Source organism: Actinomadura alba (assembly GCF_014323705.1).
Classification (GTDB): domain Bacteria; phylum Actinomycetota; class Actinomycetes; order Streptosporangiales; family Streptosporangiaceae; genus Actinomadura_C; species Actinomadura_C alba.
This window is the reverse complement of sequence record NZ_JABVEC010000033.1, coordinates 49346-75693: the sequence shown is the minus strand read 5'-3', so window position 1 is coordinate 75693 and position 26348 is coordinate 49346. Positions and strand designations below refer to the sequence as shown.

The 26348-nt window shown below is 69.1% G+C and carries 25 protein-coding genes, 1 tRNA gene and 1 pseudogene; 15 read left to right on the top strand and 12 right to left on the bottom strand.

Going from position 1 to position 26348, the window contains the following annotated elements; genetic code table 11:
- Window positions 1–214: 214 nt before the first annotated feature.
- The gene (locus HKK74_RS31240; protein ID WP_246492161.1) at window positions 215–2638 is read right to left on the bottom strand and encodes a helix-turn-helix transcriptional regulator; all 2424 of its coding nucleotides are present in this window, start codon (window positions 2636–2638) and stop codon (window positions 215–217) included.
- A 637-nt stretch (window positions 2639–3275) separates the two neighbouring features.
- Here HKK74_RS31240 and HKK74_RS41100 point away from each other — a divergent pair.
- The 5 genes from HKK74_RS41100 (at window position 3276) to HKK74_RS31215 (ending at window position 8700) form a co-directional block, all read left to right on the top strand.
- On the top strand, window positions 3276–3512 hold the full coding sequence (locus tag HKK74_RS41100; RefSeq protein ID WP_187246984.1) for a hypothetical protein: 237 nt from the start codon (window positions 3276–3278) through the stop codon (window positions 3510–3512).
- 126 nt (window positions 3513–3638) lie between these two features.
- Entirely contained in the window at window positions 3639–4250 is a 612-nt protein-coding gene (locus HKK74_RS31230; protein ID WP_187246983.1) for a (2Fe-2S)-binding protein, read from the top strand.
- Window positions 4247–5224 (top strand): FAD binding domain-containing protein, encoded by a 978-nt coding sequence (locus tag HKK74_RS31225; protein WP_187246982.1) that lies wholly within the window; start codon window positions 4247–4249, stop codon window positions 5222–5224. Before HKK74_RS31230 ends, HKK74_RS31225 begins: the two co-directional genes overlap by 4 nt.
- A 78-nt stretch (window positions 5225–5302) precedes the next feature.
- Window positions 5303–6415 carry an XdhC family protein gene (locus tag HKK74_RS31220; RefSeq protein WP_187246981.1) on the top strand — a complete coding sequence of 371 codons (1113 nt, stop codon included), beginning with the start codon at window positions 5303–5305 and terminating at the stop codon, window positions 6413–6415.
- A gap of 32 nt (window positions 6416–6447) precedes the next feature.
- The gene (locus tag HKK74_RS31215) at window positions 6448–8700 is read left to right on the top strand and encodes a xanthine dehydrogenase family protein molybdopterin-binding subunit (protein ID WP_187246980.1); all 2253 of its coding nucleotides are present in this window, start codon (window positions 6448–6450) and stop codon (window positions 8698–8700) included.
- Between the two features lie 523 nt (window positions 8701–9223).
- Here the strand turns inward: HKK74_RS31215 and HKK74_RS31210 are convergent.
- The 3 genes and pseudogenes from HKK74_RS31210 to HKK74_RS31200 form a co-directional block, all read right to left on the bottom strand.
- The gene (locus HKK74_RS31210; RefSeq protein WP_187246979.1) at window positions 9224–9667 is read right to left on the bottom strand and encodes an SRPBCC family protein; all 444 of its coding nucleotides are present in this window, start codon (window positions 9665–9667) and stop codon (window positions 9224–9226) included.
- Window positions 9668–9729: 62 nt separating this feature from the next.
- A pseudogene (locus HKK74_RS42025) lies at window positions 9730–10295 on the bottom strand (YbhB/YbcL family Raf kinase inhibitor-like protein).
- 169 nt (window positions 10296–10464) lie between these two features.
- The gene (locus HKK74_RS31200) at window positions 10465–11307 is read right to left on the bottom strand and encodes a helix-turn-helix transcriptional regulator (protein WP_187246977.1); all 843 of its coding nucleotides are present in this window, start codon (window positions 11305–11307) and stop codon (window positions 10465–10467) included.
- A gap of 181 nt (window positions 11308–11488) precedes the next feature.
- On the opposite strand from HKK74_RS31200, the gene HKK74_RS31195 reads away from it, so the two are divergent.
- The 3 genes from HKK74_RS31195 (at window position 11489) to HKK74_RS31185 (ending at window position 13573) form a co-directional block, all read left to right on the top strand.
- A complete protein-coding gene (locus HKK74_RS31195; protein WP_187246976.1) occupies window positions 11489–12142 on the top strand; it encodes a DUF3159 domain-containing protein in 654 nt (217 codons plus the stop codon).
- A gap of 164 nt (window positions 12143–12306) precedes the next feature.
- Window positions 12307–13242 carry an SDR family oxidoreductase gene (locus HKK74_RS31190; protein WP_187246975.1) on the top strand — a complete coding sequence of 312 codons (936 nt, stop codon included), beginning with the start codon at window positions 12307–12309 and terminating at the stop codon, window positions 13240–13242.
- Between the two features lie 106 nt (window positions 13243–13348).
- Entirely contained in the window at window positions 13349–13573 is a 225-nt protein-coding gene (locus tag HKK74_RS31185) for a hypothetical protein (RefSeq protein ID WP_187246974.1), read from the top strand.
- 316 nt (window positions 13574–13889) lie between these two features.
- Here HKK74_RS31185 and HKK74_RS31180 read toward each other — a convergent pair whose 3' ends face one another.
- Entirely contained in the window at window positions 13890–14477 is a 588-nt protein-coding gene (locus tag HKK74_RS31180; RefSeq protein ID WP_187246973.1) for a GrpB family protein, read from the bottom strand.
- A 301-nt stretch (window positions 14478–14778) separates the two neighbouring features.
- Between HKK74_RS31180 and HKK74_RS31175 the strand changes: the two genes are divergently transcribed.
- Together HKK74_RS31175 and HKK74_RS31170 are read left to right on the top strand one after the other, a co-directional pair.
- A complete protein-coding gene (locus HKK74_RS31175; RefSeq protein WP_187246972.1) occupies window positions 14779–15255 on the top strand; it encodes a nucleotidyltransferase domain-containing protein in 477 nt (158 codons plus the stop codon).
- 96 nt (window positions 15256–15351) lie between these two features.
- On the top strand, window positions 15352–16035 hold the full coding sequence (locus tag HKK74_RS31170; protein ID WP_187246971.1) for a hypothetical protein: 684 nt from the start codon (window positions 15352–15354) through the stop codon (window positions 16033–16035).
- Between the two features lie 98 nt (window positions 16036–16133).
- On the opposite strand, the gene HKK74_RS31165 is transcribed toward HKK74_RS31170, so the two are convergent.
- Window positions 16134–16784 carry a DUF6348 family protein gene (locus HKK74_RS31165; protein WP_187246970.1) on the bottom strand — a complete coding sequence of 217 codons (651 nt, stop codon included), beginning with the start codon at window positions 16782–16784 and terminating at the stop codon, window positions 16134–16136.
- A gap of 551 nt (window positions 16785–17335) precedes the next feature.
- On the opposite strand from HKK74_RS31165, the gene HKK74_RS31160 reads away from it, so the two are divergent.
- Together HKK74_RS31160 and HKK74_RS31155 are read left to right on the top strand one after the other, a co-directional pair.
- Window positions 17336–17716 (top strand): YciI family protein, encoded by a 381-nt coding sequence (locus HKK74_RS31160; RefSeq protein ID WP_130329744.1) that lies wholly within the window; start codon window positions 17336–17338, stop codon window positions 17714–17716.
- Window positions 17716–18930, top strand: coding sequence for an RNA polymerase sigma factor (locus HKK74_RS31155; protein WP_187246969.1), 1215 nt, complete (start codon window positions 17716–17718; stop codon window positions 18928–18930). Before HKK74_RS31160 ends, HKK74_RS31155 begins: the two co-directional genes overlap by 1 nt.
- A 261-nt stretch (window positions 18931–19191) precedes the next feature.
- Here HKK74_RS31155 and HKK74_RS39370 read toward each other — a convergent pair whose 3' ends face one another.
- The 3 genes from HKK74_RS39370 to HKK74_RS31140 form a co-directional block, all read right to left on the bottom strand.
- Window positions 19192–19419 carry an SDR family NAD(P)-dependent oxidoreductase gene (locus HKK74_RS39370; protein WP_222722942.1) on the bottom strand — a complete coding sequence of 76 codons (228 nt, stop codon included), beginning with the start codon at window positions 19417–19419 and terminating at the stop codon, window positions 19192–19194.
- A gap of 172 nt (window positions 19420–19591) precedes the next feature.
- Window positions 19592–19840, bottom strand: coding sequence for a transposase (locus HKK74_RS31145; RefSeq protein ID WP_187246968.1), 249 nt, complete (start codon window positions 19838–19840; stop codon window positions 19592–19594).
- A 1554-nt stretch (window positions 19841–21394) separates the two neighbouring features.
- On the bottom strand, window positions 21395–22147 hold the full coding sequence (locus HKK74_RS31140) for a DUF4386 domain-containing protein (RefSeq protein WP_187246967.1): 753 nt from the start codon (window positions 22145–22147) through the stop codon (window positions 21395–21397).
- Between the two features lie 193 nt (window positions 22148–22340).
- Here HKK74_RS31140 and HKK74_RS31135 point away from each other — a divergent pair, with 193 nt between their 5' ends.
- The 3 genes from HKK74_RS31135 to HKK74_RS31125 all read left to right on the top strand — a co-directional run bounded on the left by HKK74_RS31135 (window position 22341) and on the right by HKK74_RS31125 (window position 23096).
- On the top strand, window positions 22341–22541 hold the full coding sequence (locus tag HKK74_RS31135; protein ID WP_187246966.1) for a site-specific integrase: 201 nt from the start codon (window positions 22341–22343) through the stop codon (window positions 22539–22541).
- Window positions 22538–22708 carry a hypothetical protein gene (locus tag HKK74_RS31130; protein WP_187246965.1) on the top strand — a complete coding sequence of 57 codons (171 nt, stop codon included), beginning with the start codon at window positions 22538–22540 and terminating at the stop codon, window positions 22706–22708. Before HKK74_RS31135 ends, HKK74_RS31130 begins: the two co-directional genes overlap by 4 nt.
- Before the next feature lie 121 nt (window positions 22709–22829).
- A complete protein-coding gene (locus tag HKK74_RS31125) occupies window positions 22830–23096 on the top strand; it encodes a hypothetical protein (protein ID WP_187246964.1) in 267 nt (88 codons plus the stop codon).
- A gap of 146 nt (window positions 23097–23242) precedes the next feature.
- On the opposite strand, the gene HKK74_RS31120 is transcribed toward HKK74_RS31125, so the two are convergent.
- The 3 genes from HKK74_RS31120 to HKK74_RS31110 form a co-directional block, all read right to left on the bottom strand.
- Complete coding sequence (locus HKK74_RS31120) at window positions 23243–24193, bottom strand: hypothetical protein (protein ID WP_187246963.1); 951 nt, start codon at window positions 24191–24193, stop codon at window positions 23243–23245.
- Between the two features lie 546 nt (window positions 24194–24739).
- Window positions 24740–24813, bottom strand: a tRNA-Arg gene (locus tag HKK74_RS31115).
- Window positions 24814–24983: 170 nt separating this feature from the next.
- Complete coding sequence (locus HKK74_RS31110; protein WP_187246962.1) at window positions 24984–26342, bottom strand: FAD-binding oxidoreductase; 1359 nt, start codon at window positions 26340–26342, stop codon at window positions 24984–24986.
- Between the last annotated feature and the right edge of the window lie 6 nt (window positions 26343–26348).

Below are 26348 nucleotides of genomic sequence, written 5' to 3'. Positions count from 1 at the left end.
CCATGACCAACCAAGAACAGACGCCCTCTGAACGGTTCAACTCGCGGCCGTGACCCGAACTCGGTGGCGAACGTGTCCTGGCCGAGTGCGCGGCGTGTCATCGCCGTGATCCGGTCGACGTCGCCGCGCTCACCTCCAATCCGATCTCGGCACCCACGGCCCACGCACCGTCCAGTCGATCCGTGCCCTGGTCCTGCGCCTGGCACCGCGCCGGCTATCCGACCAGGTCGAGCTTGGCCAGCTCTCCCCTGGAAGCCACACCGAGCTTGGGGTAGGCGTTGTAGAGGTGGTAGCCGACGGTCCTGGGGCTGAGGAACAACTGAGCGCCGATGTCTTTGTTGCTCAGCCCCGTGGCTGCCAGCCGTACTACCTGAAGCTCTTGCGGTGCGAGACGGCCTAGCAGGTCCGTTTCGTGATGGGAGGCCGCGCGGCTCTCGCCCGTCGCGCTGGAACCGAGCTGCAGGGCGTGTTGGTAGTGGTGCTCCGCCTTTCGATCATCGGCTAGCAGCGCTCGACAGCGTGACACGATCGCGGGCTGTCGTATGTGGCCGGCCCATTCCGCGTAGCGGGTGAACGCCCTGTCCGCCGACTCTGGACGGCCCGCGCGAACCGCGACCTCCACCTGGTCAGCGAGCCACGAGCCCGGGACCTCCTGCTCGACGGAGTGGTCGGCCAGCCGGTCGGCGGCCACGTCGTATTGGCCGAGGCCGAGCTCCAGCATGCTCAGACTCCACACAGCCTCGTGCCTGAGGTCCGGGAGATCCACCGTGTCCATGGTCGCTTTCAGCTCGACATGCCGTTCCTCCTCGCCGGCGATCGCTGCGAGATGCGCCAGCACCGCTGCCAGGTGCGCCCGGATTCTGGGCTGGCTGGTGTCCTCGGCGACGCGCATGCCGTCCAGCCCGCTGGCACGTGCCTCACGATGCCTGCCGAGGTTCAACTGGCTGCTCGACAGTGCCAGCAGAGCGTGCGGCAAGACACCGATCGCTCCTTGGGTACGGCACTCCTGCTCAACGGCGAAGGCGCGGCGCAGTGCGATCTGGTCGTCACGCAGCAAGGAGGTCAGGCACGCCGCCCACACGGCCGCCCGAAGTGAGCTCGCCGGTACTTCCCCGTCGAGCTCACGCGCAGCGGCCGACCATTGCGCCACGTCCGTCGAGACCAGACGGGCCATGGCACGTGCGTGCCGTGCCTGTGGAAGTGTCTCGGCGTGGTCGGCGGCCTTCTCAGCTGCCACAGCATCGCCCGCGACCCAGGCCGACCCCGCGGCTTGGACCAGCATGCGCCCGGCGGTGTCGGGGGCCACGTCAACGAGGGACAGCGCAGCGTCGAACAGGATCGAGTGCGCCTTGTGCAGGTCTCCTTGCAGGTCGGCGACCATGGCCCGGACCTCGGCCACGCGGCCCAGCGAGACTGGTTCGGTGAGAAGGAGGCTTGCCTGTTCTGCCAGCGAACCCGCGTGCTCCAGTTGGCCGGCCTCCAGGGCCGCCTGCGCCGCCACCGCCAGCCTGCGGCCCTGGTCTCGCGGATCGGGGCTGAGGGCGGCAGCGCGCTCATAGGCAGTAGCCAGCGCGGCGTGGCCGCCGCGATCCTGCGCCCATTGGGCGCTTTTCTCCAGCAAAGCGGCGACGTGCTCGTCGGGCCCGGTCGTTGCCGCGGCCAGGTGCCAGGCCGCCCGATCGTCCTCCAGGCTCGCGGCGAGAGCTCGGTGTGCGGCGAATCGCCTCGAAGCGGGGGCGCCGTGGTAGACCGCAGAGCGGATCAAAGGATGGCGGAACATCAGCCGGTCCTCGTGCAAGCTGACGAAGCTGCGGCGCTCCGCGGACTCCAGGTCCGCGACGGCCGCACCGAGGTGGGCCGCCGCCTTGAACACGGTGGCCGGATCGCCGCTGTCATCGGCCGCGATCACCAGCAGGAGCGTCCTGGTCTGTTCCGGCAGGCGGCTGATCCGGTCGGCGAAGGCCTGCTCGATCTTGCTGGTTGTCGAGACCGCCGGATACGGCGAGGTCGACCGGCCTTGGCGATGTGCGGTGGTGAGCTCCAGCAGGGCCAGCGGATTGCCCTCGGCCTCGCGCAGGACATGTGCGCGCCGGTGATGGTCGAGGTCTGCGGCATACAAGGCCAGCAAGTCGGCCGCGGCCGTACCGTCCAGTCGAGACAGTCGCAGCTCCGCCAACCCGGGCGTGGGAAATTCGGGGGCGTGCATGTCACGCGCGGCGAAGATGATCGCCACCCGCTCGGCCTCGAGGCGACGGGCGGCGAACAGCAAGGCCTCCGCCGAGGACTGGTCCAACCAGTGGGCGTCGTCGATCAGGCACAGCAGGGGTTGCTCTTCCGCCAGGTCCGCGAGCAAGGTGAGCACGGCCAGACCCACCATGAAGCGATCACCCCCGGCGGCCGACCCCAGGCCTAGGGCCGCGCGCAACGCCTGCGTCTGCTCTGCCGGAAGGCAGTCGAGGCGGCCGGTGAACCTGCGCAGCAGCTGGTGCAGGCCAGCGAAAGGCAACGTGCTCTCGAACTCGACCCCGGCACCGCGCACCACCCGCATGTCGGCGGCCGTCGCAGCAGCATGGTCCAGAAGTGCCGACTTGCCCGCGGCCTGACCGAGCCCATGGTCGAGCGGCTGTTCAGAGCACATTTTCACCGACGGACTGAACATTGCCGACCCCGGCATCCTGGAGCGGCTGGCCGCCGAGATCGGGGTCGAAAGGAACGACGGGGCGGCCGACGAGGTGCACGCCGAGCTCGTCAGCGTCCGTGGGCGGGGCATCCGTTCCGTACCGCGGATCTCCTTCAACGACAGCACCACGATGGTCGGAGCACGGCCCGAGAAAGCCTACTTCCAGGCCTTGCAAACCGCCGGCGCCGGAAGCTGAGCCCGCAGCCCGTGAGCCCAGGCACCTGGGCTCACGACTCTGCGCTAGCCGATAATGTCATCCGGGCAGGTGAGGGCCATGGAGGCCGCTGGCCGAACACCGGGCGTGGTGGTTCTGGTTGGTCATGTGGGAGTGGTCGCGGGCCGCAAATATGCGATCGGCCTCCGACATAGCGGGGGGTATTCGCACGGTTTTTTTGGGATTTTTTCCCTGAAGGCAGGGCGCGGCGCTATCTGGGATCCCCCCGCATCCCGCTCGGGTTCCGCACCACTGCTGAGATCGCGCGCCTGGAGACGTGGCAGCACAGCGCCGACGTCCGCGAACCAAACGGCATCCTGTCGTGCCTCAACCTGGACAGCGGAGCGACCTGACGGGCGAACCGCCCGGACGCGCGCCGCCGTGCTCGCCGTGCTCACCGCGGTCGACGCCCTGTTCGTCGAGGGCGGCTACGACAACGAACCACCCGATGGTGTGCTCGGGCAGGAATCGGCCCGATTGGTCGAAGGACCAGTGCGAGCCGATGCCCAGGGAGCGGCGTTCGTAGGCGGCGGCGATGAGGCGGAACAGCAGTTGGGCTGCGGTGTCGTCCAGGGTGCGAAGCCGGCGCCGTCGTCGGGGTGGGCGCGGGTGGCCTGAACCTCGGATCGGTAGGTCCTGGCAGCCGTCGATGTCGTTGGTCAGCCTGGAGACAGCACCTTCGCCGGTCGACCGTACTGGCGGTTCTGGTGCTGCCCGTCCGGCGCCTAACCCTAGGGAGTTGCGATGAATCCAGATGATGACGAGGGCCACGGCCGGTCGGGGGTGTCCCGGCGGGGATTCTTGGGCGGGAGCGTCGCCGCGGCAGCCGCGCCGCTGCTGGTAACGGCGGTGGACGCCACCCCGGCCGAGGCCGCGGAGGGTGACGGTCTCGTAGCGGTCCGGGCCAGGATCAACGGCCGGACGGTCACGACCCGGGTCGACCCGCGGGCCACGCTGCTCGACACGCTCCGCGAGCGGCTGGAGCTCTGCGGGACGAAGAAGGGCTGCGACCGTGGTCAGTGCGGAGCGTGCACCGTGCACGTCGACGGCCGGCGCGTGTTGTCCTGTCTGACGCTTGCGGTGACGGCCAACGGCGCCGAGGTCACCACGATCGAGGGTCTCGCCGACGGCGACGAGCTGCACCCGATGCAGCAGGCCTTCATCGACCACGATGGTTTGCAGTGCGGCTTCTGCACCCCCGGGCAGATCATGTCGGCGGTCGCCATGGTCCATGAAGGACACGCGGGCTCCGGCGAGGAGATCCGTGAACGCATGTCGGGCAACATCTGCCGGTGCAGTGCCTATCCGTTCATCGTCGACGCGATCCGTGACGCGCAGAAGGTGATGGGCCGATGAAGCCGTACGACTACACCCAGGTTCGCTCGGTGCGCCAGGCCATCAGGCACGCGGGGGAGGGCACCGCGTACCTCGCCGGCGGCACGACCCTGGTCGACCTGATGAAGCTCGATGTGATGACCCCGGCCCGTGTCGTGGACATCAACCGGCTTCCGCTGCGCGGCATCACCTTTGACCGCGACGGGCTGCACGTCGGGGCGCTCGAGCGAATGAGCGACGTCGCCGCCGACCGCACCGTGCGCCGGCACTATCCGATGATCGCCGAGGCGCTGGAGCTGAGCGCGTCCGCTCAGCTGCGCAACATGGCGAGCATCGGCGGGAACCTGTTGCAGCGCACCCGGTGCGGCTACTTCCGGGACGTCGCGACCGCTTGCAACAAGCGGGAGCCCGGCAGCGGCTGCTCGGCACTGACCGGGGTGAACCGCATCCACGCGATCCTCGGCACCAGCGACGCCTGCGTGGCGACGCACGCCAGCGATCTGGCCGTCGCGCTGGTGGCGCTGGGCACCGACGTGCATGTGGCCTCGGCGCGGGGCACCCGGACCGTGCCGCTCGACACGTTCTACACCCTTCCCGGCACCACACCCCACGTCGAGAACGTGCTGCGACCGGGTGAGCTCATCACCGGCATCTCCGTCCCCAGCTCGAAGTGGGCGGCACACTCCACCTATCTGAAGATCCGCGACCGGCAGTCGTACGAGTTCGCGCTCGCCTCGGCGGCCGTCGCGCTCGAACTGCACCGCGGCACGATCAAGCAGGCCAGGGTCGCCGTCGGCGGAGTGGGAACCAAACCGTGGCGGCTGACGACAGTCGAACGAGCCCTGGCCGGCCGACCCGCCACCGCCGAGACGTTCGAGTCGGCGGTCGGCAACGCCGCGGACGGCGCCCGGCCGCTGGCGCACAACGCCTTCAAGCCCGCGCTGCTGCGACGCACGCTGATCCGGGCCCTCACCGTTCTGCAGGAGCGCCGATGAACGACCAGCAGGACACCGCCATCGCGCGCCCCCGCATGCGCCGGGCCGCGACCCCGACAGCCCGGCGAGGCGGCGGTCATGCTTGAACTCGCCGCGGAGCTTCTCGAACGCGTCCGCGGCCGGACCCCGTTCGTGGCCGCCACCGTCATGAGCGTGGACGGCAGCGCTCCCCGCCAGCCCGGCGCCTCACTGGTCGTCGACGCGGACGGAGCCGTCCTGGGCAACGTGTCCGGCGGCTGCGTCGACGCAGCCGTCTACGACGCATGCCGGCAGATGCTGGTCGGCGACAGCCGGCCGCAGGTCGTACGGTTCGGCTATACCGACGGTGACGCTCTCGCCGTCGGCCTCACCTGTGGCGGCACGATCGAGCTCCTCCTGCGCCACCACGACCCCGGCACCGAGCCGCAACTCGGGCCGGCGTTCACCGACGCCGCACATGACTCGCCGGTCGCCGTGGCGACGATCGTGCGCGGCCCGAGCGCGCACCTCGGACGGATGCTCGTCGTGCGGCCCGACCGGCCCAGCGAGGGGACGCTCGGCGACGAACGGCTCGACCAGGTGGCCGCCGCCCACGCGACCGGCGTCCTGCACGCCGGCCAAACCCGCACGGTCGAGATCGGGGTGGCCGACGGCTACTGCCGGGAGCCGATGACCCTGCTGGTGGAGAGCAACACCCCGGCACCGCGGATGCTCGTGTTCGGGGCCATCGACCACGCAGCGGCGCTGGCCCGCATCGGCACATTCCTCGACTACCGGGTGACCGTCTGCGACGCGCGGGCCAGGTTCGCCACGCCGGACAGATTCCCGTACGCCGACGAGGTCGTCGTCGACTGGCCGCACCGCTATCTGCGGTCACAGCGTCTCGATGGCGGCACGGTCATCTGCGTGCTCACCCACGACCCCAAGTTCGACGTGCCGCTGCTCACCGCCGCGCTGCGGCTGCCGGTGGCCTACGTCGGGGCCATGGGGTCGCGACGCACCCACGAGGAGCGCCTGGTGCGACTGCGCAAAGCCGGCCTGACCGACCGTGAACTCAGCCGTCTGCACTCACCGATCGGACTCGACCTCGGCGCCCGTACCCCACAGGAAACCGCGCTGTCGATAGCGGCCGAGATCGTCGCACACCGGCAGGGCGGCACCGGGGCACCGCTGCGCACCGGGGTGCCCATCCACCATCGCAGCGCCTCGTAGCCGAGCGCCCTTCTCGACAGTCAGGAGTCACAATGACCGCTTCCCCAGTCGGACGCGACATCGATCGCGTCGACGGCCGGCTGAAAGTCACCGGCACCGCCCCGTACTCCGGCGACTACCCGGCCCCCAACACGGCGCACGCCCACGTCATTACCAGCACGATCGGGCGGGGCACGATCACCAGGATCGACACCGCGGCCGCGCTGGCCTCTCCCGGAGTCCTGCGCGTGTACGCCGCGCCCGACCCGCGCCTGAAGCTGTACCCGGTCGCGAACGAGTACCGTGCCTTCACCGAGAACTACCTCCCCCTGAAGGACTCGACCGTCCACTTCCACGGACAGGTCATCGCCATGGTCGTCGCCGAGACGTTCGAGCAGGCACGCGACGCCGCGGCCCTGGTCACCGCCACCTACGACGCGCAGAAGCCGCGCACCTCGCTGAAGGACGAGCCCCGCGTGCCGTCCGGCCGCACGGTCAGCGGGTCGCCGAGCGACAGCAAGATGCTCGCTCCCGGCGTCGACTCGATCGACGCGGCGCTCGCCGCCAGCGACGTCGTCGTGAAGGCCACCTACGAGCAGCCGATCCAGAACCACGTCGCGATGGAACCCCATGCCGTCCTCGCCGTCTGGCACGGCGGCCACCTGACCGTCCACGCCGGTGCGCAGATTCCGTACGCATACGCGATCCTGCTGGCCCAGCGGCTCGACATCCTCCCGCAGGACGTCACTCTGATCACGAAGTACGTCGGTGGCGGCTTCGGCGCCAGGGTCGTCCTGTGGAGCGACGCCCCCCTCGCCGCCGCCGCGGCCCGCGACATGGACCGCCCCGTCAAGCTCATCCTCACCCGCGAACAGATGTTCACCCTGACTGGCCACCGCTCACACCTCACCCAGACCATCCGGCTGGGCGCCTCCCGCGACGGGGTCCTCAACGCCATCAGCCACGACAGCGTCGCCGAGATGCCGACGACCATCAACTTCCCCATGACCCCGGCCCACTCCACCTCGGACACGCTCTACCGCACGCCGAACCTGAGCGTCGACGCGAAGATGGTCATGCTGGACCTGCCCGGCAGCCGGGCGATGCGGGCACCCAACGAGGCCCCCGGGTTGTTCGCACTGGAGACGGCGATGGACGAACTGGCGGTCGCCACCGGTGTCGACCCGGTCGAGTTGCGGCTGCGCAACTACGCCACGGTCAAGCCCACCACGGGTCTGCCGTGGTCGAGCAAGCACCTCGACGACTGCTACCGCATCGGCGCGGAACGCTTCGGCTGGTCGAAGCGCAGCGCCAAGCCCCGCGCGCGCGTCGACGGGCAGTGGCTGATCGGCGCCGGCATGGCCAGCGCCGTGTACCCGGCGACCCGCCACCCCGCGAGTGTCCGGATCCGGCTGCTCGACGACGACACCGCGGTGGTCTCGACCGCGATCTCGGACCTGGGCACCGGCGGGTGGACCATGGTGGCGATCGCCGGCGCCGACGCCCTGGGGATCCCACTGAAACGGGTGACGCCCGAGATCGGTGACTCGAAGCTGCCCCAGGGCGCACCCGCCGTGGCCTCCAGCGCCACGCACTCCACCGTGCCGTTGGTCATCGGCGCCGCCCGCAACGCGATCGCCGAACTCAAGCGGCTCGCGGTGACCAGTCCCGACTCGCCGTGGCACGGAGCGAATGCCGAGGACCTGCGCTACGAGGACGGCAGCCTGCACGGGGACGGCCGCTCGATGTCCTTCGGCCGCCTGCTCGCCGCCGTCGGATCGCGTGGCCTCAACGGCACCGCCTCCGCACCCGGCGGCGCTCCCGCCGAGTACTCGTACCACAGCTTCGGCGCCCACTTCTGCGAGGTGAGGGTCAACCGGTTCACCTGTGAGATCCGCGTCACCCGGTTCACCACCGTCGCGGACATCGGTCGCGTCATCAACGCCCGGGCCGCCCGGAGCCAGCTCGTCGGCGGCGTCGTCTTCGGCATCGGGCACGCCCTGCTGGAGCACAACCACCTGGAACTCGACACCGGGCGGCTGGCCTCCAGCAACATGGCCGACTACATGGTGCCCGTGAACGCCGACATCCCCGACATCGACGTGCACCTGCTCGACCGGCCCGACCCACAGCTCACCGGACCCCTCGGCGACGACGGCGGGGAGGTCGGGACCAGAAGCCTCGGCGCCCGCGGCCTCGGGGAGATCGGCACCTCTGGCTCGGCCGCCGCGGTCGGCAACGCGGTCTTCAACGCCACCGGCATCCGGGTACGCGACCTCCCCATCACCCTCGACAAACTCCTGTAGATCCCAGACTCTCTTCAACGCGCCGGCCGAGGTGAACGTGTTGATCGACGAGCGGGACGCCGACCACGGGCATGCGCCGGATCGGGTCGCGGCAGCAGACCCTCGCCCGAGCACGTCGCCGGCGAACAACCGCTGCCGGCAGGTCTGCCGGACGAGCCGGTCGAGACCGGGCGGGTGATCGGCCGGCAGGTGCGGGTGCTGCGGCACGTCTCCGAACTCGTCGTGTCCGACCGCCGTACGGCGGTCGGTCGGCACGCCCGCTCACTGGCTGCGGCGAGGCCCGCCTGGAGCTGGACCTCTACCTGGAGGAGCTGCCCCGCAAGTCCGGCGCGGTGCCCGGCGCCACCGCGCCGGACCAGGTCCGCGCGGAGTTCACCCGGGTGCGAGCGGCATGGTGCAGGCCTCGACCACGACCGCGTCCGGGGTGGGTGCTCCGGCCCGCAGCGCGGTGGCAATCCCGGCGACGACGTGTCCGTGAGTCATGCTGCGGGGCAGGTGCAGGACCTCGATCAGCGCGCCGGTGTCACACGGCGCCTGCGGCGTTAGCCGCGAGGTCGTCGGCCATGCGCTGCATGACTCCCGGGAGGATGAACGGCATCAGCCAGCCGATCCCGGGCCGCGCACGCCAGGTGCCCTGCCAAGTGATGATCGTGCCGCCCGCGGGGGTCCGTTCCAGCTCGATCACCGCCCGGTAGTCCTGCAGCGCGAGGTTGAAGGCATCTTCGTAGGTCATCCGCCGGTTCTCCACGAGCTCGGTGAGCCGCTCACCGGTGACGGTCCGGCCCGTGCGGAAGGCACGGACCGTCCCGACTCTGTCCCGCCCGTACGGGTCCAGCCCGCTCGAGCGGTCCTCCACGAGCTCGTCCAGTCCGGATGCCCACCGGGGCCAGGCGCGGCCGTCGACCAGGAGACTCCACACGGTCTCTGCGGGGGCCGAGGTCGTGGCGCTGACGCGATAGCGAGGCATGGCATAGGGATCCTTTCGAGACGGCCCTTGGCTCGGGCGAATCCCGGCCTGCTGGCGTGTGGTCACTGGATTTCGTAGGTGCCGTCGAGTCGGGCGCGTGCGATGACGTGTTCGGCCATGGCCTGGAGTGCATCGGCGAGGGTGAATGTGTCGGGTGGTTCGGGTCGGTGGTCCAGGGCGAAGAGCTGGAAGACGTAGGAGTGTGGTCCATGCGAGCGGATGGGCCTGGGGCCGGCCCAGCCGCGGCGTCCGAGGCCGCCTTTGCCGTGCTTGAGTCCGGGGATCGGGCTGGGGTCGGTGAGGCCGTTCTCGGGAATGCGCTCAGTGATGGGTCGATACCGAGGGTGAGGGCGTGCGTTAGGGGTTTCCTGAGGGGAACGTCGGGGTCTTGCACGACGAGCAGGAGTTCCGCGGTGCCGGCCGGTGGCATCGTCCAGGCGAGGGCGGGTGATATGTCCGGCCCGAAGAGCCTGCCACGGTGCCGCTCGGGGATGGGGGCGCCATGGTCGAAGGCAGGGCTGCTGAGGGTGAAGTTCTCGGGCGCTTGCAGGCCGGGACGCGCCCACACGAGCGTGTGGTGTCCGGCGCGTCTGTTGCGCAAGGCGCGACCGAGGGGGTTTGTGGGCATGGTCCTGACTTCTTCCTCATGTCTCCGGGCCGCGTTCGATGTCGTGTGCGCGGCCGGTGAGGTCAGCCAAGCCCGACCCGGCTGTGTACCTGGCCGCGTGCCATCGCCACGGCGCCGGCTCGGCTGTCTCTGTTGGGTTCGAGGACTCGCTGGCGCCAATCGTGGGGTGTCAACGGAGCGTGTGCGTACCGAGGACGGAGAGCAAGTGGAGTTTGTCGTAGCTCTCGCTGCCTGGGACGGCTGTGTAGACGAGGAGGCGGTGCGACTGGTCCGGGTCCAGTAGCACCTGGCAGTTCAGTTCCAGCAGGCCGATCTCGGGGTGGATGAAGCGCTTGACATCACTGGGGCGGACGCCGATTTCGTGCTCGTTCCAGAGGTTGCGGAACTCTTCGCTCTGCGAGAGGAGGAGGTCGGCGTAGTGCGCTGCCTTGGAGTCCGGGCCGCGTAGCGTGACGACGGCGCGCAGGCCGGAGGCGAACATCCGGGACAGCAGCGAGTGGTCTTCGGGCGCGTACAGGTCTCGGGTGGCGGGGTCGGTGAACCAGCGGTAGCCGAGGCTGCGCGCCGGCCCGGTGTACTGGGTCGCGTCGCCGGTGAGCGCGATGCCGAGCGGGCTCTGGCGCAGTGTCTCCGCCAGCTCGGTGATGATCTCGGCGGGGGTGTCGTCGAGGCGGTCGAGGATGCGCAGCAGGCCCGGGCTGATGTGGTCGCCGGCCGAGCCGCGGGCGGCCGGGTTGTGCCCGGCGAGACGGAACAGATGGTCGCGCTCGTCGAGGGAGAGGTGCAGGCCCTGCGCGATGGAGGCGATCATCTGCTCGGACGGTTGAGGGCCGCGCTCGCGTTCCAGCCGCGCGTAGTAGTCGGTGGACATGTGGCAGAGGGTGGCCACTTCTTCGCGCCGTAGCCCGCTGGTCCTGCGGCGCTGCCCATGCGGCAGGCCGACGTCTTCGGGCTGCAGTGACTCCCGGCGGCGCCGGAGGAATGCCGCCAGCCCGGGCCGATCGATCACCATGCGTCTCCTTCCCCGTGTTGCGTCCTTTCTACCGCCAGCGCGTCGAGGCAACTACGGATCGTTGATCCGCCCTTCCGGGCGTTGCGGTGGCTCGGTTAGCCACGGATCGAGAGGCCGTGGATGTCCTCCCGGTGATGAGCAAGTCTCGATGGCTCAGGCCCACCCATCGAAGGAGCGGTACATGACGAATGGAACGGTCGCGTCGCCCTCGCGACGACTCCCCGTCGACGACGAGCCGGCGAGCATCGCGCGGGCCGCCCGCCAGGCCCTGGACCGCTCGGGGGGCCCGATCGGGATCGCCGTCGCCGCCGCTCCCACCGTGGCATTCGTTGTCGCCAACGCCCTCAGCGGGTTGACCTGGGCGTTCATCGCCCTCGCCGGGGCCGCTCCCGTGGTGCTCGGGGTGCGACTCGCTCGCCGGGAGTCGCTCAGAGCCGCGCTGTTCGGTCTCGCCGTTGCGGCCGTGTGCGCCCTGGTCGCCGCCGTCGCCGGCGAGGCCCGGGCCTTCTTCCTGCTTCCCACGGTGCTGCCCGCCGCGTTCATGCTGCTCTTCCTCGGCTCACTGCTCGTCCGCCGGCCGCTGACCGGCCTGGCCGGCGGGCCCCGCGACTGGCGTCGCCACGGCCCGCTCCGGCGCGTCTACACCGTCACCACGCTGGTCGCGGTCGCCATCAACCTCGTCAACTTCGTCCTGCGGACCGTGCTCTACAGCGCAGATCAGCTGGCCGTGCTGGCAGTCCTCGAGGTCGCCACCGCACCGGTGCTCCTCACGCTGGCCGCCTTCACCCTCGTCGCCGCCCGCCGCGCCGGCTCCCAGCCCACCGCCGTCCCGTAGCCCGCTGGACGTCTCCTCGTCCGTCACGCGTCCGAGCCTGCCGATGCCGCCGAGAGGGGGATCGGCGAGCCGTGGATCAGGGAGCCCTGAATCCGCGCGCGGCGAGCCTCCAGCATGGAGATACGACCCGCGGCGGGCCCGCCGCAGAACGAAGGAGACCACTCATGGCTCGCACGATCGACATCGCGATCCCCGATCAGAGCGGCAAGCTCGCCGTCATCACCGGTGCGAGCGACGGGATCGGGTTCGTCATCGCCACCCGTCTCGCCGGTGCGGGCGCGGAGGTGATCATGCCGGTTCGCAACCCCGCCAAGGGTGCGAAGGCCGCCGACCGGATCCGCGGCCTCGTTCCGGGTGCGAAGATCGCCACCCGGGCACTTGACCTGTCCTCGCTCGACTCGGTGGCCGCCCTCGCGGACCAGCTCGTGGGCGAAGGCCGTCCGATCGACATCCTCATCAACAACGCCGGCGTGATGACACCGCCCAGCCGGCAGGTCACCGAGGGCGGTTTCGAGCTGCAGTTCGGCACCAACCACCTCGGTCACTTCGCCCTCACTGTGGGGCTGTTGCCGCTGCTGCGGCAGGGCCGGGCCCGGGTCACGCATCAGACGAGCATCGCCGCCCGGCGTGGTGCGATCAACTGGGGCGACCTGAACTGGGAGCGCAGCTACGACGTGCGGAAGGCCTACAGCCAGTCGAAGATCGCCGTCGGCCTGTTCGCGCGCGAGCTCGACGAGCGCAGCGCCGTGGCCGGGTGGGGCATCACCAGCAACCTGTCCCACCCCGGGGTCTCGCCGACGAACCTGCTCGCCGCGCAGCCCGGCATGGGTCGGCAGACGGACACCGGCTCGGTACGCACGATCCGGGTGCTCTCGCGTCTGGGCTTGACGGGCACCATCGACACCGCAGCCCTGCCGGCGCTGCTGGCCGCGACCGGTCCTGACTCGCGGGGGAGCGAGTTCTTCGGCCCCAGTGGACGGAGCAACCTGCGCGGCGCTCCTGCGCGGCGGGACCTGTGGCCTCCGCTGCGCGGCATGGACGACGCTCGCAGGCTCTGGGAGGTCTCCGAGGGGCTGGTCGGCGTGCGATTCCCCGCCTGACCTCCCGGAGAAACCTGGCCAGGACCCCGACCGTCGGATTAGAAGTTGCGGGTGCCGAAAATTCTGTCCGTGGGCGGCCGGGACGCTTGCGTCGGGAGACGGCGGCGTGCCGGCGGCGCGTGAGGTCGCGGTGCCAGCGCAGGATCGTGTCCGGGGCGACGATCAGATGCAGTTGCCGCAGCCTGGGGCGGGGGAGTCGGTGCAGCAGAGCGGCGAGCAGAGCGCGGTCTACCGGGGTGAGGCGTGGCTTGCCGGTCTGCCGCTGCAGGATCGCGAGCTGGTGGCGCAGCGTCAGGATCTCGATGTCCTTGTCGGTGTCGCCCATCGGTAGCAGCCGCAAGAAGCTGAACACACTCGTGAGCGCCAGATAGGGCAGTCGCAACAGCACGAACGACCATCTTGGCGTGCCCGTGCGGTGGTCATCAGCTGTTCTCGAGGATCTGCAGGTCACAGGGCATGGATAGGATTTTCGGCACCCGCAGCGCATTCGAACCTGCGCACGTACCGGATCTCTCGGAATCAGGAATCCGTCATCGTGCCCTCGCCGAGCGGCGTGGAGCATTGACCGCCATTCCCTGGCGCTGACACTGAGGGAAACACGCTTCGCGGCATGAGAGCGCGTTGGGTGTGGCTGTTGCTCGGGATCTCTACAGCATTCCCGCCGCGCGGAAGAGCCGGTCATAGATCTCGCGGATTACCTCCTGCTTGCGTGCGTTGTAGTCCATGACGTTCCCGCCACCGGGGATCGCTGCTCGCTTCGCGTCCTCGTAGCGCGCCAGATCCTCGGGATGCGTACGCAACCAGTCGCGGAACATGCACTGCCGAATGGTCTCCGGGCAGTCCGGGCCGAACACGTGCAAGTTCGCGCGAGGCTCGGCGAGCCTCAGGCAGCGATGCTCGTGGAAGGACGGCTCTCGAACCGTAAGGACATAGCCGAGGCGTTCGAGCGCGGGGACATACGCATCCTCGTCCCGAGGGTCCGCAACGGAGAGGTCGATGTCGATGACGTCCTTGGCGGCCAACCCCTCGACGGATGTCGATCCGACGTGCTCGATGCCCAGGACCGCATCGCCGAGCGCCGTGCGGATCCCCGCCGACAGGGTGTCGTAGCGGCGCGGCCACTCGGGGTTGTACGGGACGATCGTGACCGTCTCAGGCGGGGGCGGCCCGACGACCCAGAGGTTCTCGGACGGGTCGGGGTCATGGTGTCGAGTGATCTCCTCAAAGGCGGGCACGTGTCGCACAGTAGCGGCCTCCCACCGAGATCGACTTTGTTGCGCACGGACAGCGCCTCCAGAGGCCAGCCCAGCGGCGAGTACTCGGTCAAGCCCATGGAAGCCAGGGGACTGCCACCAAGTCCCCAACACACACCCGCAACTCGGCACGTCCGTACGGTTCGTGCGCGGACAGCGGCATGTGCGGATGGGGGGCTTGTGATCGCGTGAAGGTGACCGTTCGCGTCAGCGATGAGTTGGGCACCGCATTGTTCACCACGCGAACTCCTCCAGGCGCAGATGGCCGCTATGGTCCTGACCCATGGAGGCGGGTCAGGTCGTGGCATTGATGAGCGCGTTTGACGAGCGTGGGCTGCATGCGTGGGTCGCCGGCGGCTGGGCGGTAGATGCCGTCGTCGGCCGACAGACCCGCGACCACGGGGACCTAGACCTCGCCGTAGACGGCGGCCAACTGCGAGAGATTCTGGCGCTCTTGGCGTCGATCGGCTTCACCACGACGGTGGACTGGCTACCGGTCCGAGCGGAACTGACGGCGCAGGACGGGCGTGTGGTCGACCTGCATCCGGTTGCGCTCGCCCCCGACGGCAGCGGCGTTCAGCAAGGGCTCGACGGTGCCGCCTTCGCCTATTCCGCGGACGGTTTCACAGAAGGCGTCATCGACGGTCACCGGGTGGCGTGCCTATCGGTGCCGCAGCAGTTGCGGTTTCGCGAGGGCTACGAGCACCGAGACGTAGACCTCCACGATGTGGGGCTGCTTCGACAGTTGGGCGGGGGCTGAGCGGCACTTCCGCGTCTCGGCAAATTCGCGCGACCAGCGGCAGAAGAGGACGTTCTGGAACCTCCGTCAGTTGGGTGGTTGGCTACGCTGCTCCGTATGGGTGATGCGTTCCGTCACGTCGGCGATGGCGAACTTCGCCGGGGGGATTGGCGGCCGATCGCCTGTACGGCCATCTCCGGCGAGGAGTTCGCCGTGCGGTTCGGTGTGGAGTTCGTGGAAAACGACGGGCGGTGGGACGCGCCGGGGCCGGTGGCATACGCCGCGGTTGAGCTGGCGGCGGGCGAACAGTTCATGCTGGAGCATCACCTCGATCACTCCACGCTCCAGGTGGTGATTCACGGCTTGCCCGACCCGGACCGGCGCGCTCAGCTGGCACGGTTCACCGATGCGCTCGGTCTGCCGCACACCGACCTGCAGCTCGCGCTCGATGACGACGGGTGGTTCGATCCGCGCACCGGCGAGCACGTGCCCGACAAACCCTGGCCGTGCCGAGTGCGTTTCCCGGACTATTTCGCCGAGTATGCCGCCATGATCGAGTCCAAGGGCTGGTTCGCCGACCTCGTTGTAGAAACCCCCGATGGCAGGACCTATCGGCCGGTGTTCTACGACCCGGTGCGGCTGAGTCAGGTGGTGACGGATGAACTTGATCGCGGCGCCCGACTGTTCCGGGAACCCAACCTCGTCGTCATCCCACGAGTGACCGAGGTCCACACGCTCGGCGCGATCTCCCAGCTATCCAGCGACGACTTCACTGGCCTGCTCCCCGAACCGACCACCTGACCCGGCACCGTAGACACGAGTTCGTCGTGCGACAAGGTCCGGGTCGCGCCAACGTCCACCCGCCTACTCGCGGCAGATGAGTGCGGGTATGGGCGGAGTCAGACCGGGTGGACAGCGACGGCGTAGAAGCGGGCGATGGTCGGCGCGGTCACCTTCGGCCAGGGCAGCGCGGCGAGAGCCTGGCCGGCTGCCTGATGTGGTGCGCCGTTGACGCGGATCTCGGCGGTCGCCGAGGTCGGCGTGCGTTGGTAGAACACCTTGATCCCATTGTGGGCCGGTCGATCCAGCGCCGATACCAGCTGTGGTGCGATCGCGCGGAGGACCTCATGGTCGAGCAGCGCCGCCTGTAGGGCGTTGTTGCTGGTGGGGTCGGGTCCGTAGGCGACGATGCCGGAGACCACCGAATGCCAGCCGGGCAGGCCGGCGGGGTCGGATCCGTCGAGGTGGGAGGCGTACTCACTCCGCCGGGTCAGCATCTCCGCAACACAGGCGCCGGAGGTCTCCCGCCAGATATGGGCCATCATGGCGGCGGCCTCGTGCGCCGACCCGATGCCACTGATGCAGTCCGTGAGAACCATGGACTGAGGTGACACCGTGAAGCCGATGTCGAAGTGCCGAGGGTCATCGGTGTGGTTGGGCAAGGCCGTGAGTCTCCAGCCCTGTGCGCCGCCCATCGTGCCGTTGCGGATCTGGCAGTCCTTGACCAGCGGGGGTGCGATCTCCCCGAGCGTGTCCCGGAGCAGTTCCATGATTTCGTTGTTACTCAGGCGCTCCGGTGGGTTCGGGGACGACCTACGTTTCCAGATCATGGCTGGACCATAGCCGACGGGTTCTGCGCCGGTGGGAGCGACCGCGTCGCGCCCCCATCTGAACTGTCGAACATCGGTTGATCAGCCATGACGTACTCGTCTTGGCAGAGTCGGACGGCGTGGGCTGGCGAGCGGGCACCACTCGACCAGCGGCAAGAGAGTGCGCCGCGGGCGAAACGCCACTAAAGATTCCCGTCGCCCTCTCTTCAGCCAGGTAGCGGAAAGAAATCACTGAGCGCGTACCGAATGGTTTCCGTAGATCCGTGTGAGCGTCGCCGCCTTCCAAAGCTGCGACGATAAGCTTTTCTGATCAGCATGGCGTCCGCGTCAGCCATCGCTCAGGGCCAGGTCTGACGGGCGCAACGCGGGTCGGACGGATTCGGCTGCGTCGCGGCGAGAGATTTCTCCGGGGCCGTGTCGATCCGCGGGCCGCTCGTTCGACGTGTGGGTGCGAGGGCCGAGAGGCGGCCACGTCGGATGAGGAGAATGCGATGCCGAAGTACATGCTGATCATGCGGGGCACCGATGAGTCGAACGCCGCCATGATGGCCTCGATCGAGGAGGGGATTGCCAGGACCCGCCTCTTCATCGAGGAGATGATGAAGGCCGGCGTTCTCCTCGGGGCCGAAGGGCTGGATGATCCGGGCCAGGGCGCCGTGGTCGACTTCAGCGGCGAGGCCCCGGTGGTCACGGACGGGCCGTACGGAGAGACCAAGGAACTGTTCGGGGGCTTCTTCCTGCTCGACGTCGCCTCGAAACAGGAGGCGGTCGAGTGGGCCAAGCGGGTCCCGGCGGCCCCCGGGTCCAAGATCGAGATCCGGCGGGTGCCCGAGGAGGACGAGGTCCCGCAGGACAGCACCGTCCAGCGCTGATGGGTACGGCCGACGTCGAGGCCGTCTGGCGGATCGAGTCGGCGCGGATCGTCGCCGCGCTGACCCGGTTCACCGGCGATTTCGGGCTGGCCGAGGACGCGGCCCAGGAGGCCGTGGCCGAGGCGCTGGTGTCGTGGCCGCTCGCCTCTCCGGCCAATCCGGCCGGCTGGCTGATGGCCACGGCCCGGCGGCGGGCGATCGACGCGATCCGCCGCCGGACCGCCCTGCAGGACCGATACGCCCTGCTGGCGACCGACCCGGCGGTCGACGAGGAAATCGACCCCGACAGGATCGACGACGACGTCCTGGCGCTGATGTTCGTCAGCTGCCACCCGGTGCTCTCCCTCGAGGCCCGGGTGGCGCTGACCCTGCGCGTGGTCGGCGGCCTGTCCAGCGAAGAGATCGCCCGCGCGTTCCTCGTACCCATGCCGACCGTGCAGGCCCGCATCACCCGGGCCAAGAAGACGATCGCGGCGGCCGGGGTGCCGTTCGAGTTGCCGTCGGCCGGCGAGCGCCGGGGGCGGCTGGGCGGCGTGCTCAGCGTCCTCTACGTGATCTTCACCGAGGGGTCGACGGCCACGTCGGGCGACCGGCTACTGCGCCCCGACGTCGCGTACGAGGCGATCCGGCTGACCCGCACGCTGGCCGCGCTGCAGCCGGACGAGCCGGAGGTGCACGGCCTGCTCGCGCTGTGCGAGCTGACGGCCGCGCGCTTCCCGGCCCGGACCGGCCCGGACGGTTCGCCGATCCTGCTCGAGGACCAGGACCGGCGGCGGTGGGACTTCTCGGCGATCCGCCGTGGGCTGGCCGCGCTGGCCAAGGCATCGACTCGCGGCCTCGGCCCCTACGGCCTGCAGGCCGCGATCGCCGCCGCCCACGCGTCGGCGCCCTCGGTCGAGGCGACCGACTGGGACCGGATCGTGGTGCTCTACGAGGCGCTCGGCCGGGTCGCGCCCTCGCCGGTGGTCGAGCTCAACCGGGCCGTCGCCGTAGCCATGGCCTCGGGGCCGGCGCAAGCCCTGGCCATCGTGGACGAGCTGATCGCCTTGGACCGGCTCCCCGGTTCGCATCTGGTGCCGACCGTACGCGGGGAGCTGCTGGCCCGCCTCGGCCGGCGACCGGAGGCGCGCACCGAGCTGGAGCTGGCGGCCCGGCTGTGCGCCAACCAGCGCGAACGCTCAGTGCTGCTGCGCAAGGCGGCCGCGCTGGGCTGACTTTCTCCAGCTCGGCGGGCCGGGATTCGAGTGCGGCCCGGATGCCGTCGATCGCGTCGGCCCCGACGGCCAGGCGCGGCGGCGGCTCCGCCATGCCGGCGATCGCGACGATCGCGTCGGCCGAATCCCCGAACGCGGACGGTGGGAGCGCGGAGAACCCGGTGAGAAACTCGCCCACGGTCGGCGCGTAGACCTCGTCGGGCGCGACGACGTGGGCGGTGCTGGCGAAGTCGGTCGCGAACGTGCCGGGTTCGACGATCGTCACCCGCACGCCGGCCGGGCCACTTCCGCGGCGAGCGCCTCGCTGAGCAGCTCGACGGCCGCCTTCGAGGCCGAGTAGAGCCCGGACGACGCCCACGCGAACTGCCCGGTCAGCGAGCTGACCTGCACGATTCGGCCGTGCAAGGCGCGCAGGGCGGGCAGGGTGGCCCGCAGCACCTCCTCGGCCTCGGGCGCGGTGAAAAGACCACGTGCACCGATCGCAGGCATTGAGCGTCCTGGGCCAGACGCGCCTGGCTCGGCCAGCAGCACGTCGAAACGCTGCCGTGGCCGGGCCGGCAATAGGCGGGTAGCCGTCGAGCAGCTCGAGGGCGCGGCTGAAGTCGGGGGATGTTGGCGCCGCTGGTCAGCACGTAGATCGGGGTGCCGTTGCCGTCACAGATCAGATGGTGTTTGGGAACCGGGCTTGCGCGGTTGACCGGCGAGGGGCCTGTCCCGAGACCCCCTTTTTGGCGTCGATGTGATTGCCGTCCATCGCCGCGCGCGACCAGTCGATCCGGTTCCCTGTGTTCAACCGCTCGAGCAGGATCTGGTGGAGTTGGTCGAACACGCTGGCATCAATCCAGCGTTTCAACCGCCGCCAGCAGGTCGTACCGGAGCCGAAGCCGAGTTCTTGCGGGACTTTAAGCATGGCGAGGTAGTCAAGCGCCGTACACACTCATCTCGGCATGAGCGGATACCTCGGCCGCCGCTTTTGGCCAAGGGTAGTGATCTCCGAGGCTCCGTAGATGACTAGTTCGCGGGGCAGTTGACGTGCAGCCTGATCCCTCCGGCGGCGCCAGGAGCGGATATGGCGGGATCAAACGCGCCGTCGTCATCGGTGGCCAGACACGCTTGTACGAGCGCTGCTCGCGGTCCGGCTCCCTACACCGTCGCTGGTCTCAGGGAGGGGCTGGTTGACGCTGGTCATAGCAACGAGGCTTGGGACGCGCGCCGATTCTGGAGGGTGCGGACCTCGCTTGGGGCGCCCTGGGCGGTGGCCTCGACGAGATCCGCCTCCCCCTCCGCGTGCGGTTGGGGGTAACCGCATGCCGGTCCCCGGTGGCTTGCCGCCCAGGGCGCAGGATATGAACGCTCGACTCGTTTTCTACGGTCAAGTTGACCCCGTCGGCTAGCCACGGTGGTCCAGGCGGAGCGATCTTGAGCTCTGAGACTCGGTCCCATAGGAACCGAAACCCTGTTACCTGTTCACCTGTTCATCAGGTCCGCCGTCGGCGGGGCCAAGACAGTGGTCCGGATCCCCGGGTCGGGTCCATCCCGTTCGACCTGACTGCTGCGATCGGGGACGCGTTACGATCACGGGCAGCGACAAGATCGCGACACGCGAGCTAACATCGAGCAAACACGGGTCGCAAACCGCCCCAAAACGACGACCAGGGCTCCTCGTGATCTTCGAGAATGCCCAGGTCAGAGGGTGCGCGCCCGGAGGGATTCGAACCCCCGACCGTCGGATTAGAAGTCCGGTGCGCACGTATCGGATCGGTACTCCCACTGTCGGTCTATGCCGTTTCGTACGCGACTCCACCGTTTCAGATGCTGGGTTGTGTCGCCGTGCCGTTCCGTTCCATGACATACGAGCAACCACCGAGCAACCACGGGCGTCAGCCGACGCCGGAAGATGCCCATTCGTGCGCGTTGCTTCGGTGCGCAGGTTCGCGCCCTGTGCGGGGCAGACACCAGATCCGCAACGCCACAACCGGCATCTTCATCCGGACGCTTGGTAATCGTGGCCGACTGCCCGCGGCTGCCTTGGAGCGGTGAGCTCGGCCCACGACGGCCGAGGCCGCGCGACCTGACCACGCAACACCGCCAGCTGATGCAGCAGGCGTGGGAGCGAGGACTTACGTCGGCCTCGTGCATGCGGAGATGCCCCGTACGCCGAACGCGCCGGTTAACGCATACCGTGGCCGACGCTGTCGGCCTCCACGCACTGGGAGGTTGCCAACCTGAATTAGCAGGTCACGGGGGGTGCCTGGGAGCGGTTTGGTGTGAGCGGGCTGGCTGACGGGGGTGCTGGCGGGTGGAGATCGTTTGCCGGTGGGTGCTTGCGGTGGCTAACGGTCGGGTCATCGGGGTGGGGGCGCGGTTTGACGTAGTGTCCGATCGTGACCTGGGGTCGGGGCGTGTGATCAGTTACCAGGCTAGGCCCGAGAGCCACGGACTTCCCAGAAGATGATGCAACCCGTCACGCTGTGTCGGGCTCCTGTGTGGTCTTGGGGGCCGTTTCTGTGATGAGGGGGGCGGGGCGGAAGCCGTTGGTGATGAGCCAGATGCCCAGTGACGCTTCCCAGACGATTTCTGGCGCCGTGAACAGGAAATTCACCGGGGACTGCTGCTCGTAGGCGCCGAACAGGACAGCGGTCGCGGTGGCGCAGGCGATGGGGCCTCCGATGAGTCCGATGAGCGCCATGGGGCGTGGCACCAGGCCCGACCGGTACATCAGGTAGCCCAGCAGCAGCCCGTTGCCGAAGCCCGCGCAGAAGGCGGGGCCGAGCAGGAACGTCTGATCCTTCAACGCCACCAGTGACTGACCGATCAGAGTGGCATTGACGCCGCCCCCGCCCGCCAGGTCCTGCCGCAACGTCACGACGGCGAGCACGCTGACGACCCCCATCACGATGACGGTCGATTCGAGGATTCGCAAGCCGATGTAACCGAGGGCGATGCTCTCGCTCTGCCGCTTCAAGATCGGGAACAGCACGACCGCGGTGGCGATGTTCGCGACGGCGGTCAGAATCTCAAGGAGGGCTCCAAGCTGCACTTGCGTGTCTGCGCCCGCTCCCAGGATGTAGTTCGCGTCATTGAGGACCGGGTCGTACAGCAACACCGCCGGGATCGAGAAGACGAAGGTGAGGATGAACCAGACACCGGCGATCCTGGCGGTCCGCTGAACGGCGTCTACCGAGGTTTCCGGCGTCCGAGATTTGATCGTGTTCACGTGACTCTCCAAGGCTTGAAACGGCCCCGGCCCGATTGCCGGGATAGTCGTAGGGAAGCACGCTGAACGGGCGCTGTCCCCACCCGCTGGTGGCCGGTTCAAGGCGCGCCCTTGGAACGCCGCCCAGGTCCGTGCGTTCCTGGACTGGTCGCGAGATCACAGTCACCTCCATGTCGCGTGGTGAGTACTCGCGATGACCGGGATACGCCGCGGGGAGCTGCTCGCGCTCCGCTGGCGAGACATCGACTTGGACGCGGCCACTATCTGCATCCGCCGGTCGGTCGGCCTGGTCCGCGTGAAGGGCCAGGGCGCCGAGATCAAGGAGGGCGACACCAAGACGAGCAAGCCGCGCGTAGCTGGTACGCGCCTCGGATTGGGAGCATTGCGCGCATGAACGAGGCGGGAGAAGAAACCTGGGAACAGATCCGCGCGACGCGCTGGCGGCCACCCGCCCACGCAGCCGCCGATGCTGCTCGCCGGGAGACCTACAGCGCCGCGCTCGAACAAGCCCAGCAGCTGTTTCGCGCCGCCACGGTTGGCGGCCCGGAGACACGGCCGTGATGATCTTCTACGGCCTGAGCCAGGCCGGCCGCGCCATCGCCGCCGCCTCGGCATCACCGACCACCAGGATGAGAGCGATCGACCGCGCGGCGAGGAGGAGCGGGCGGCGTGGCAGGAGAGGTTGTATGACTTCGAGGAGGCCACGCCGGCGTTTCTCGATGCCTGGTCCGCTACCGAACCTGCCTGGCGTCGCCTTGCTGACGGTCTGGCCGCGGACGCCGAGCGTCGCGGGGACGACGCCAACGCGGGCGACGTGGCTGTCGTGGAGGCAGACCGTGCGTTCCACGGCGCGGCGCAGGCCGTGGAGGCGTGCCTGCAGCCTCTCCGGCGCGCGTATTACCTCAAGGTCGACGCCGTGTGTGCCCGATGCCGGCACCGGAAGGTCTGAGCCGGATCTCTCATGACGGCGGGCATTGCAGGCGGATCGGCTTCACACGACGTGAACACAACCGCGCGCATCGCGGCAGAAGCGGATACGTGCGCTCCTTGAATGGAACACCGGTATCGATGCGAGGGCACGTGAAGGTCCGCTGGCTATGCGGGGGTGCGGCCGGCTGCTGTGCTCAGCCCGTCCAGGTTGATGGAGTACCAGGTGGATCGGATGAAGGCATGCAGCACATCGCCTCGGCAGGTGTAACGCAAACCGCGGGCCTCCATGCCATCGGGTAGAACCACGCGGCATTGCCCGCCTTCCTGACGTACTCCGTCTCGACTGATCCGCAGCAGCGTCGCGACGTCGTACTCAGAACCCCAGCCCGTGAGGACAGCGAGGTCTGCGCCGCTTCGCAGCAGATTGTGGGCTGACCTGTATGGGGACGGCCCCCAGTCGGTCACTCGCTCACCGGCAGCGGAGAGGATGTGAAACTCGGTGTAGGGGCAGAAGTACGCGGTCTCGCCCTCAACGTTGAGCGAGTAGCAGTCAGAGATGTAGGGCAGCCCCGCATCCAGCGGATAGAGCCACTCGGCAGTCAAATCCTCTCTGAAGCGGGCGAGCCCGTGCCCTTCCGGGCCACTGCCGCCCATCGCTTCGTCGAAGTATCCGGCCCACACCTTGCCGGAGGGTGTGGTCAGAAGCTCCTCGATCGCGTCACCGACGTAACCGCGATGCTTTAGATCGCCGCTGCTGGTCCATACTTCTGCGTTGACTGCGCCAGGCTCGGCCCGGGCGGCCGCCAGCAAAACGCGCTCCTCGGGCAGCGGCTGTACGAAGCTCACCCGTAGGTCGGTTTCTACATCGACGGCACCGACGACTCGCCGCCTGCCGCCAACGTGCCAGGTCACCTGCTTACGGTCGATGCCCTCGCGGTATCGCCACACGGCAAGGGCCGTACCGTCGGGACCTACTCCAACCGCCTCAGGCTCCCGCATCGTCGCGGCCGGGTCCGACGGCATCACGAAGCCGTGGCGTTGAAGCGGCGCGACCGGCAGCCTCAAAACCTCCAGCCGTCGCTGAAGTCTCGCCTGGTCGCGCGCATCAGTTCTCATCGCCAACATCATCTCAGCTTGGGGAGAGGTCCTGCTGGTGTCGTGTCAACGCAGGTGACTGACCCCGTCTCACCTGACCTCCGTCACGGACAGAGGTAGCGCCCACACGCGACGGTCAAATGCGGAGCCGACCTTGCAGCGAAACGCCCTCATCTTGGCATGAGCGGATGGGCACACTCCGACGCGTGTGCGCTGTCAGCGGCTACTTAGAGACTTCCTGCAGGATCGGTGTCCGGCCAGACTCGGTCCAGCTGCTCGGCGAGACGCTTCCACATTGCGGCTGCCCACCGGTGTCATTGGTGTGGCTCCTCTCATGGCCTGCGGTCTCGCCGGGCACCGCGTGAGGACAGCCGGCCCTTCGGCGCCTCGGGGCCGATCCCATCGTGATCTGCAACAGCCACGATCACCGCAATATGAGATCCGACCAGCGCGCGGCGACAAGATCACGACAGGCGAGCAACCAACGAGCAACCACGGGCCGCAAACCACCACAAAACGACAACTGGGCGCCCTCATGATCACCGAGAATGCCCAGATCAGACGGTGCGCGCCCGGAGGGATTCGAACCCCCGACCGTCGGATTAGAAGTCCGATGCTCTATCCGGCTGAGCTACGGGCGCCTGGTGCCGTCCTGAGTGTAGAGCGAGGGCGGTCCCCTTCGCACGATGGTATTCGCTCGCGGTCGAGAAACACGCTCTGACCAGTGGATATGACCCCTACGGAGCTGCCGTGGACGAGGGGTCGGCGACGAGTGTGGGCGCGCCCTGCGGGGCCGCACCACACGGGGTGGTCACGACCCCGGTGGCAGGAGCACTCCCGGGTTGAGCAGGCCGCGCGGGTCGAGGGCCTGTTTCACGGCCCGCATGGCGGCGATCTCGGTCGGCGAGCGGCTCAGCTCCAGCCAGCGGGCCTTGGCCCGGCCTACTCCGTGCTCGGCGCTGATGCTGCCACGTACGGCCGCGACCTGCCGCAGCACCGCATCGGTCAGCTCCTCGGCCCTGTCTCCCGCCCCCAGGAGGTTGACGTGGAGGTTGCCCTCCGCGAGATGCCCGAACAGGTACGACGTCGCCACGCTGTCCAGGAGCGACCCCAGGTCTTCAACGAAGCCCGCGAGGGCGGTCAGTGGCACGGAGACGTCCAGCTTGAGCGGCACGCCGACCGAGTTGATCGCCTCCGTGTGACGCTCGCGATAGGCCGTCAGCCGATGCCGGTCGGCTCGGTCGACGGCCACCACGGCGTCCTCGACGCAGGCCAGTTCGTCGAGCGCCGCGTACAACTCGTCCGCCGGGTCGTGCCGCGCCGCGCACTCGACCAGCAGGTAGACCGGATAGGGGCGGGGGAACGGGGCGGGGAGACCGGACGTGCGGCACACCAGCTCGAGCCCGTCCGCGAGAAAGAACTCGGCGAGCTCCAGCGAGTCCAGGGCGCGCAGCTCCGTGACCGCCGACACGGCGTCGTCCAGCGAGCCGAGCGCCAGCAGGGCGGTGGCCCGGCCCGTCGGCCGCGGCACGAGGCGCAACCTCGCCCTGGTGATGACGGCGAGCGTTCCTTCGCTGCCCACGAGCAGCCCGGACAGGTCATAGCCGGTGTTGTCCTTCGGCAGGCCGGTCAGCCGTTCGAGCACGCCGCCGTCCGCCGGCACGGCCTCCAGGCCCGCGACGTTCGCGCGCGTCGTTCCGTACCGCAGCACCCGCTCACCGCCCGCGTTGGTCGCGATCATGCCGCCGATCGTCGCGGAGTCGCGCGCGGCGAAGTCGACGCCGAAGTCCAGGCCCTCGGCCCGTACGCTTCGCTGCAGCTCGGCGAGCGGCACTCCCGCGCCGGCGGTCACCTGCATGGCTGTGGCATCGATCCGCTCGACCGAGGCCAGCCTGCGCAGCGACAGCACGACCTCACCGCCGCGTGGCACCCCGCCGCCGACCAGGCCGGTGTTGCCGCCCTGCGGCACGATGGACGCGCCCTCCTCGGCGCAGACGCCCACGACCCTCGCCACCTCGGCGGTGTCGGCCGGACGGACCACGAGACGGGCCGGCCCGCTGAACCGCCGGGTGAAATCCGTCGTGTACGCGGCGGTGACCTGCGGATCCGTCAGTACGTGGGCATCGCCGACCGCCGCGGTCAAACCGGTCACGAGCGGATCTGTGTCCATGAAGCC

Excerpts from the sequence above, each read along its gene's own strand:
- HKK74_RS31240 (WP_246492161.1), bottom strand. The coding sequence starts at position 2,638 with ATGTGCTCTGAACAGCCGCTCGACCATGGGCTCGGTCAGGCCGCGGGC.
- HKK74_RS31230 (WP_187246983.1), top strand. The coding sequence starts at position 3,639 with ATGAATCCAGATGATGACGAGGGCCACGGCCGGTCGGGGGTGTCCCGG.
- HKK74_RS31225 (WP_187246982.1), top strand. The coding sequence starts at position 4,247 with ATGAAGCCGTACGACTACACCCAGGTTCGCTCGGTGCGCCAGGCCATC.
- HKK74_RS31220 (WP_187246981.1), top strand. The coding sequence starts at position 5,303 with ATGCTTGAACTCGCCGCGGAGCTTCTCGAACGCGTCCGCGGCCGGACC.
- HKK74_RS31215 (WP_187246980.1), top strand. The coding sequence starts at position 6,448 with ATGACCGCTTCCCCAGTCGGACGCGACATCGATCGCGTCGACGGCCGG.
- HKK74_RS31210 (WP_187246979.1), bottom strand. The coding sequence starts at position 9,667 with ATGCCTCGCTATCGCGTCAGCGCCACGACCTCGGCCCCCGCAGAGACC.
- HKK74_RS31200 (WP_187246977.1), bottom strand. The coding sequence starts at position 11,307 with ATGGTGATCGATCGGCCCGGGCTGGCGGCATTCCTCCGGCGCCGCCGG.
- HKK74_RS31195 (WP_187246976.1), top strand. The coding sequence starts at position 11,489 with ATGACGAATGGAACGGTCGCGTCGCCCTCGCGACGACTCCCCGTCGAC.
- HKK74_RS31190 (WP_187246975.1), top strand. The coding sequence starts at position 12,307 with ATGGCTCGCACGATCGACATCGCGATCCCCGATCAGAGCGGCAAGCTC.
- HKK74_RS31175 (WP_187246972.1), top strand. The coding sequence starts at position 14,779 with ATGGAGGCGGGTCAGGTCGTGGCATTGATGAGCGCGTTTGACGAGCGT.
- HKK74_RS31170 (WP_187246971.1), top strand. The coding sequence starts at position 15,352 with ATGGGTGATGCGTTCCGTCACGTCGGCGATGGCGAACTTCGCCGGGGG.
- HKK74_RS31165 (WP_187246970.1), bottom strand. The coding sequence starts at position 16,784 with ATGGAACTGCTCCGGGACACGCTCGGGGAGATCGCACCCCCGCTGGTC.
- HKK74_RS31160 (WP_130329744.1), top strand. The coding sequence starts at position 17,336 with ATGCCGAAGTACATGCTGATCATGCGGGGCACCGATGAGTCGAACGCC.
- HKK74_RS31155 (WP_187246969.1), top strand. The coding sequence starts at position 17,716 with ATGGGTACGGCCGACGTCGAGGCCGTCTGGCGGATCGAGTCGGCGCGG.
- HKK74_RS39370 (WP_222722942.1), bottom strand. The coding sequence starts at position 19,419 with ATGCCTGCGATCGGTGCACGTGGTCTTTTCACCGCGCCCGAGGCCGAG.
- HKK74_RS31145 (WP_187246968.1), bottom strand. The coding sequence starts at position 19,840 with ATGCTTAAAGTCCCGCAAGAACTCGGCTTCGGCTCCGGTACGACCTGC.
- HKK74_RS31135 (WP_187246966.1), top strand. The coding sequence starts at position 22,341 with ATGACCGGGATACGCCGCGGGGAGCTGCTCGCGCTCCGCTGGCGAGAC.
- HKK74_RS31130 (WP_187246965.1), top strand. The coding sequence starts at position 22,538 with ATGAACGAGGCGGGAGAAGAAACCTGGGAACAGATCCGCGCGACGCGC.
- HKK74_RS31120 (WP_187246963.1), bottom strand. The coding sequence starts at position 24,193 with ATGAGAACTGATGCGCGCGACCAGGCGAGACTTCAGCGACGGCTGGAG.
- HKK74_RS31110 (WP_187246962.1), bottom strand. The coding sequence starts at position 26,342 with ATGGACACAGATCCGCTCGTGACCGGTTTGACCGCGGCGGTCGGCGAT.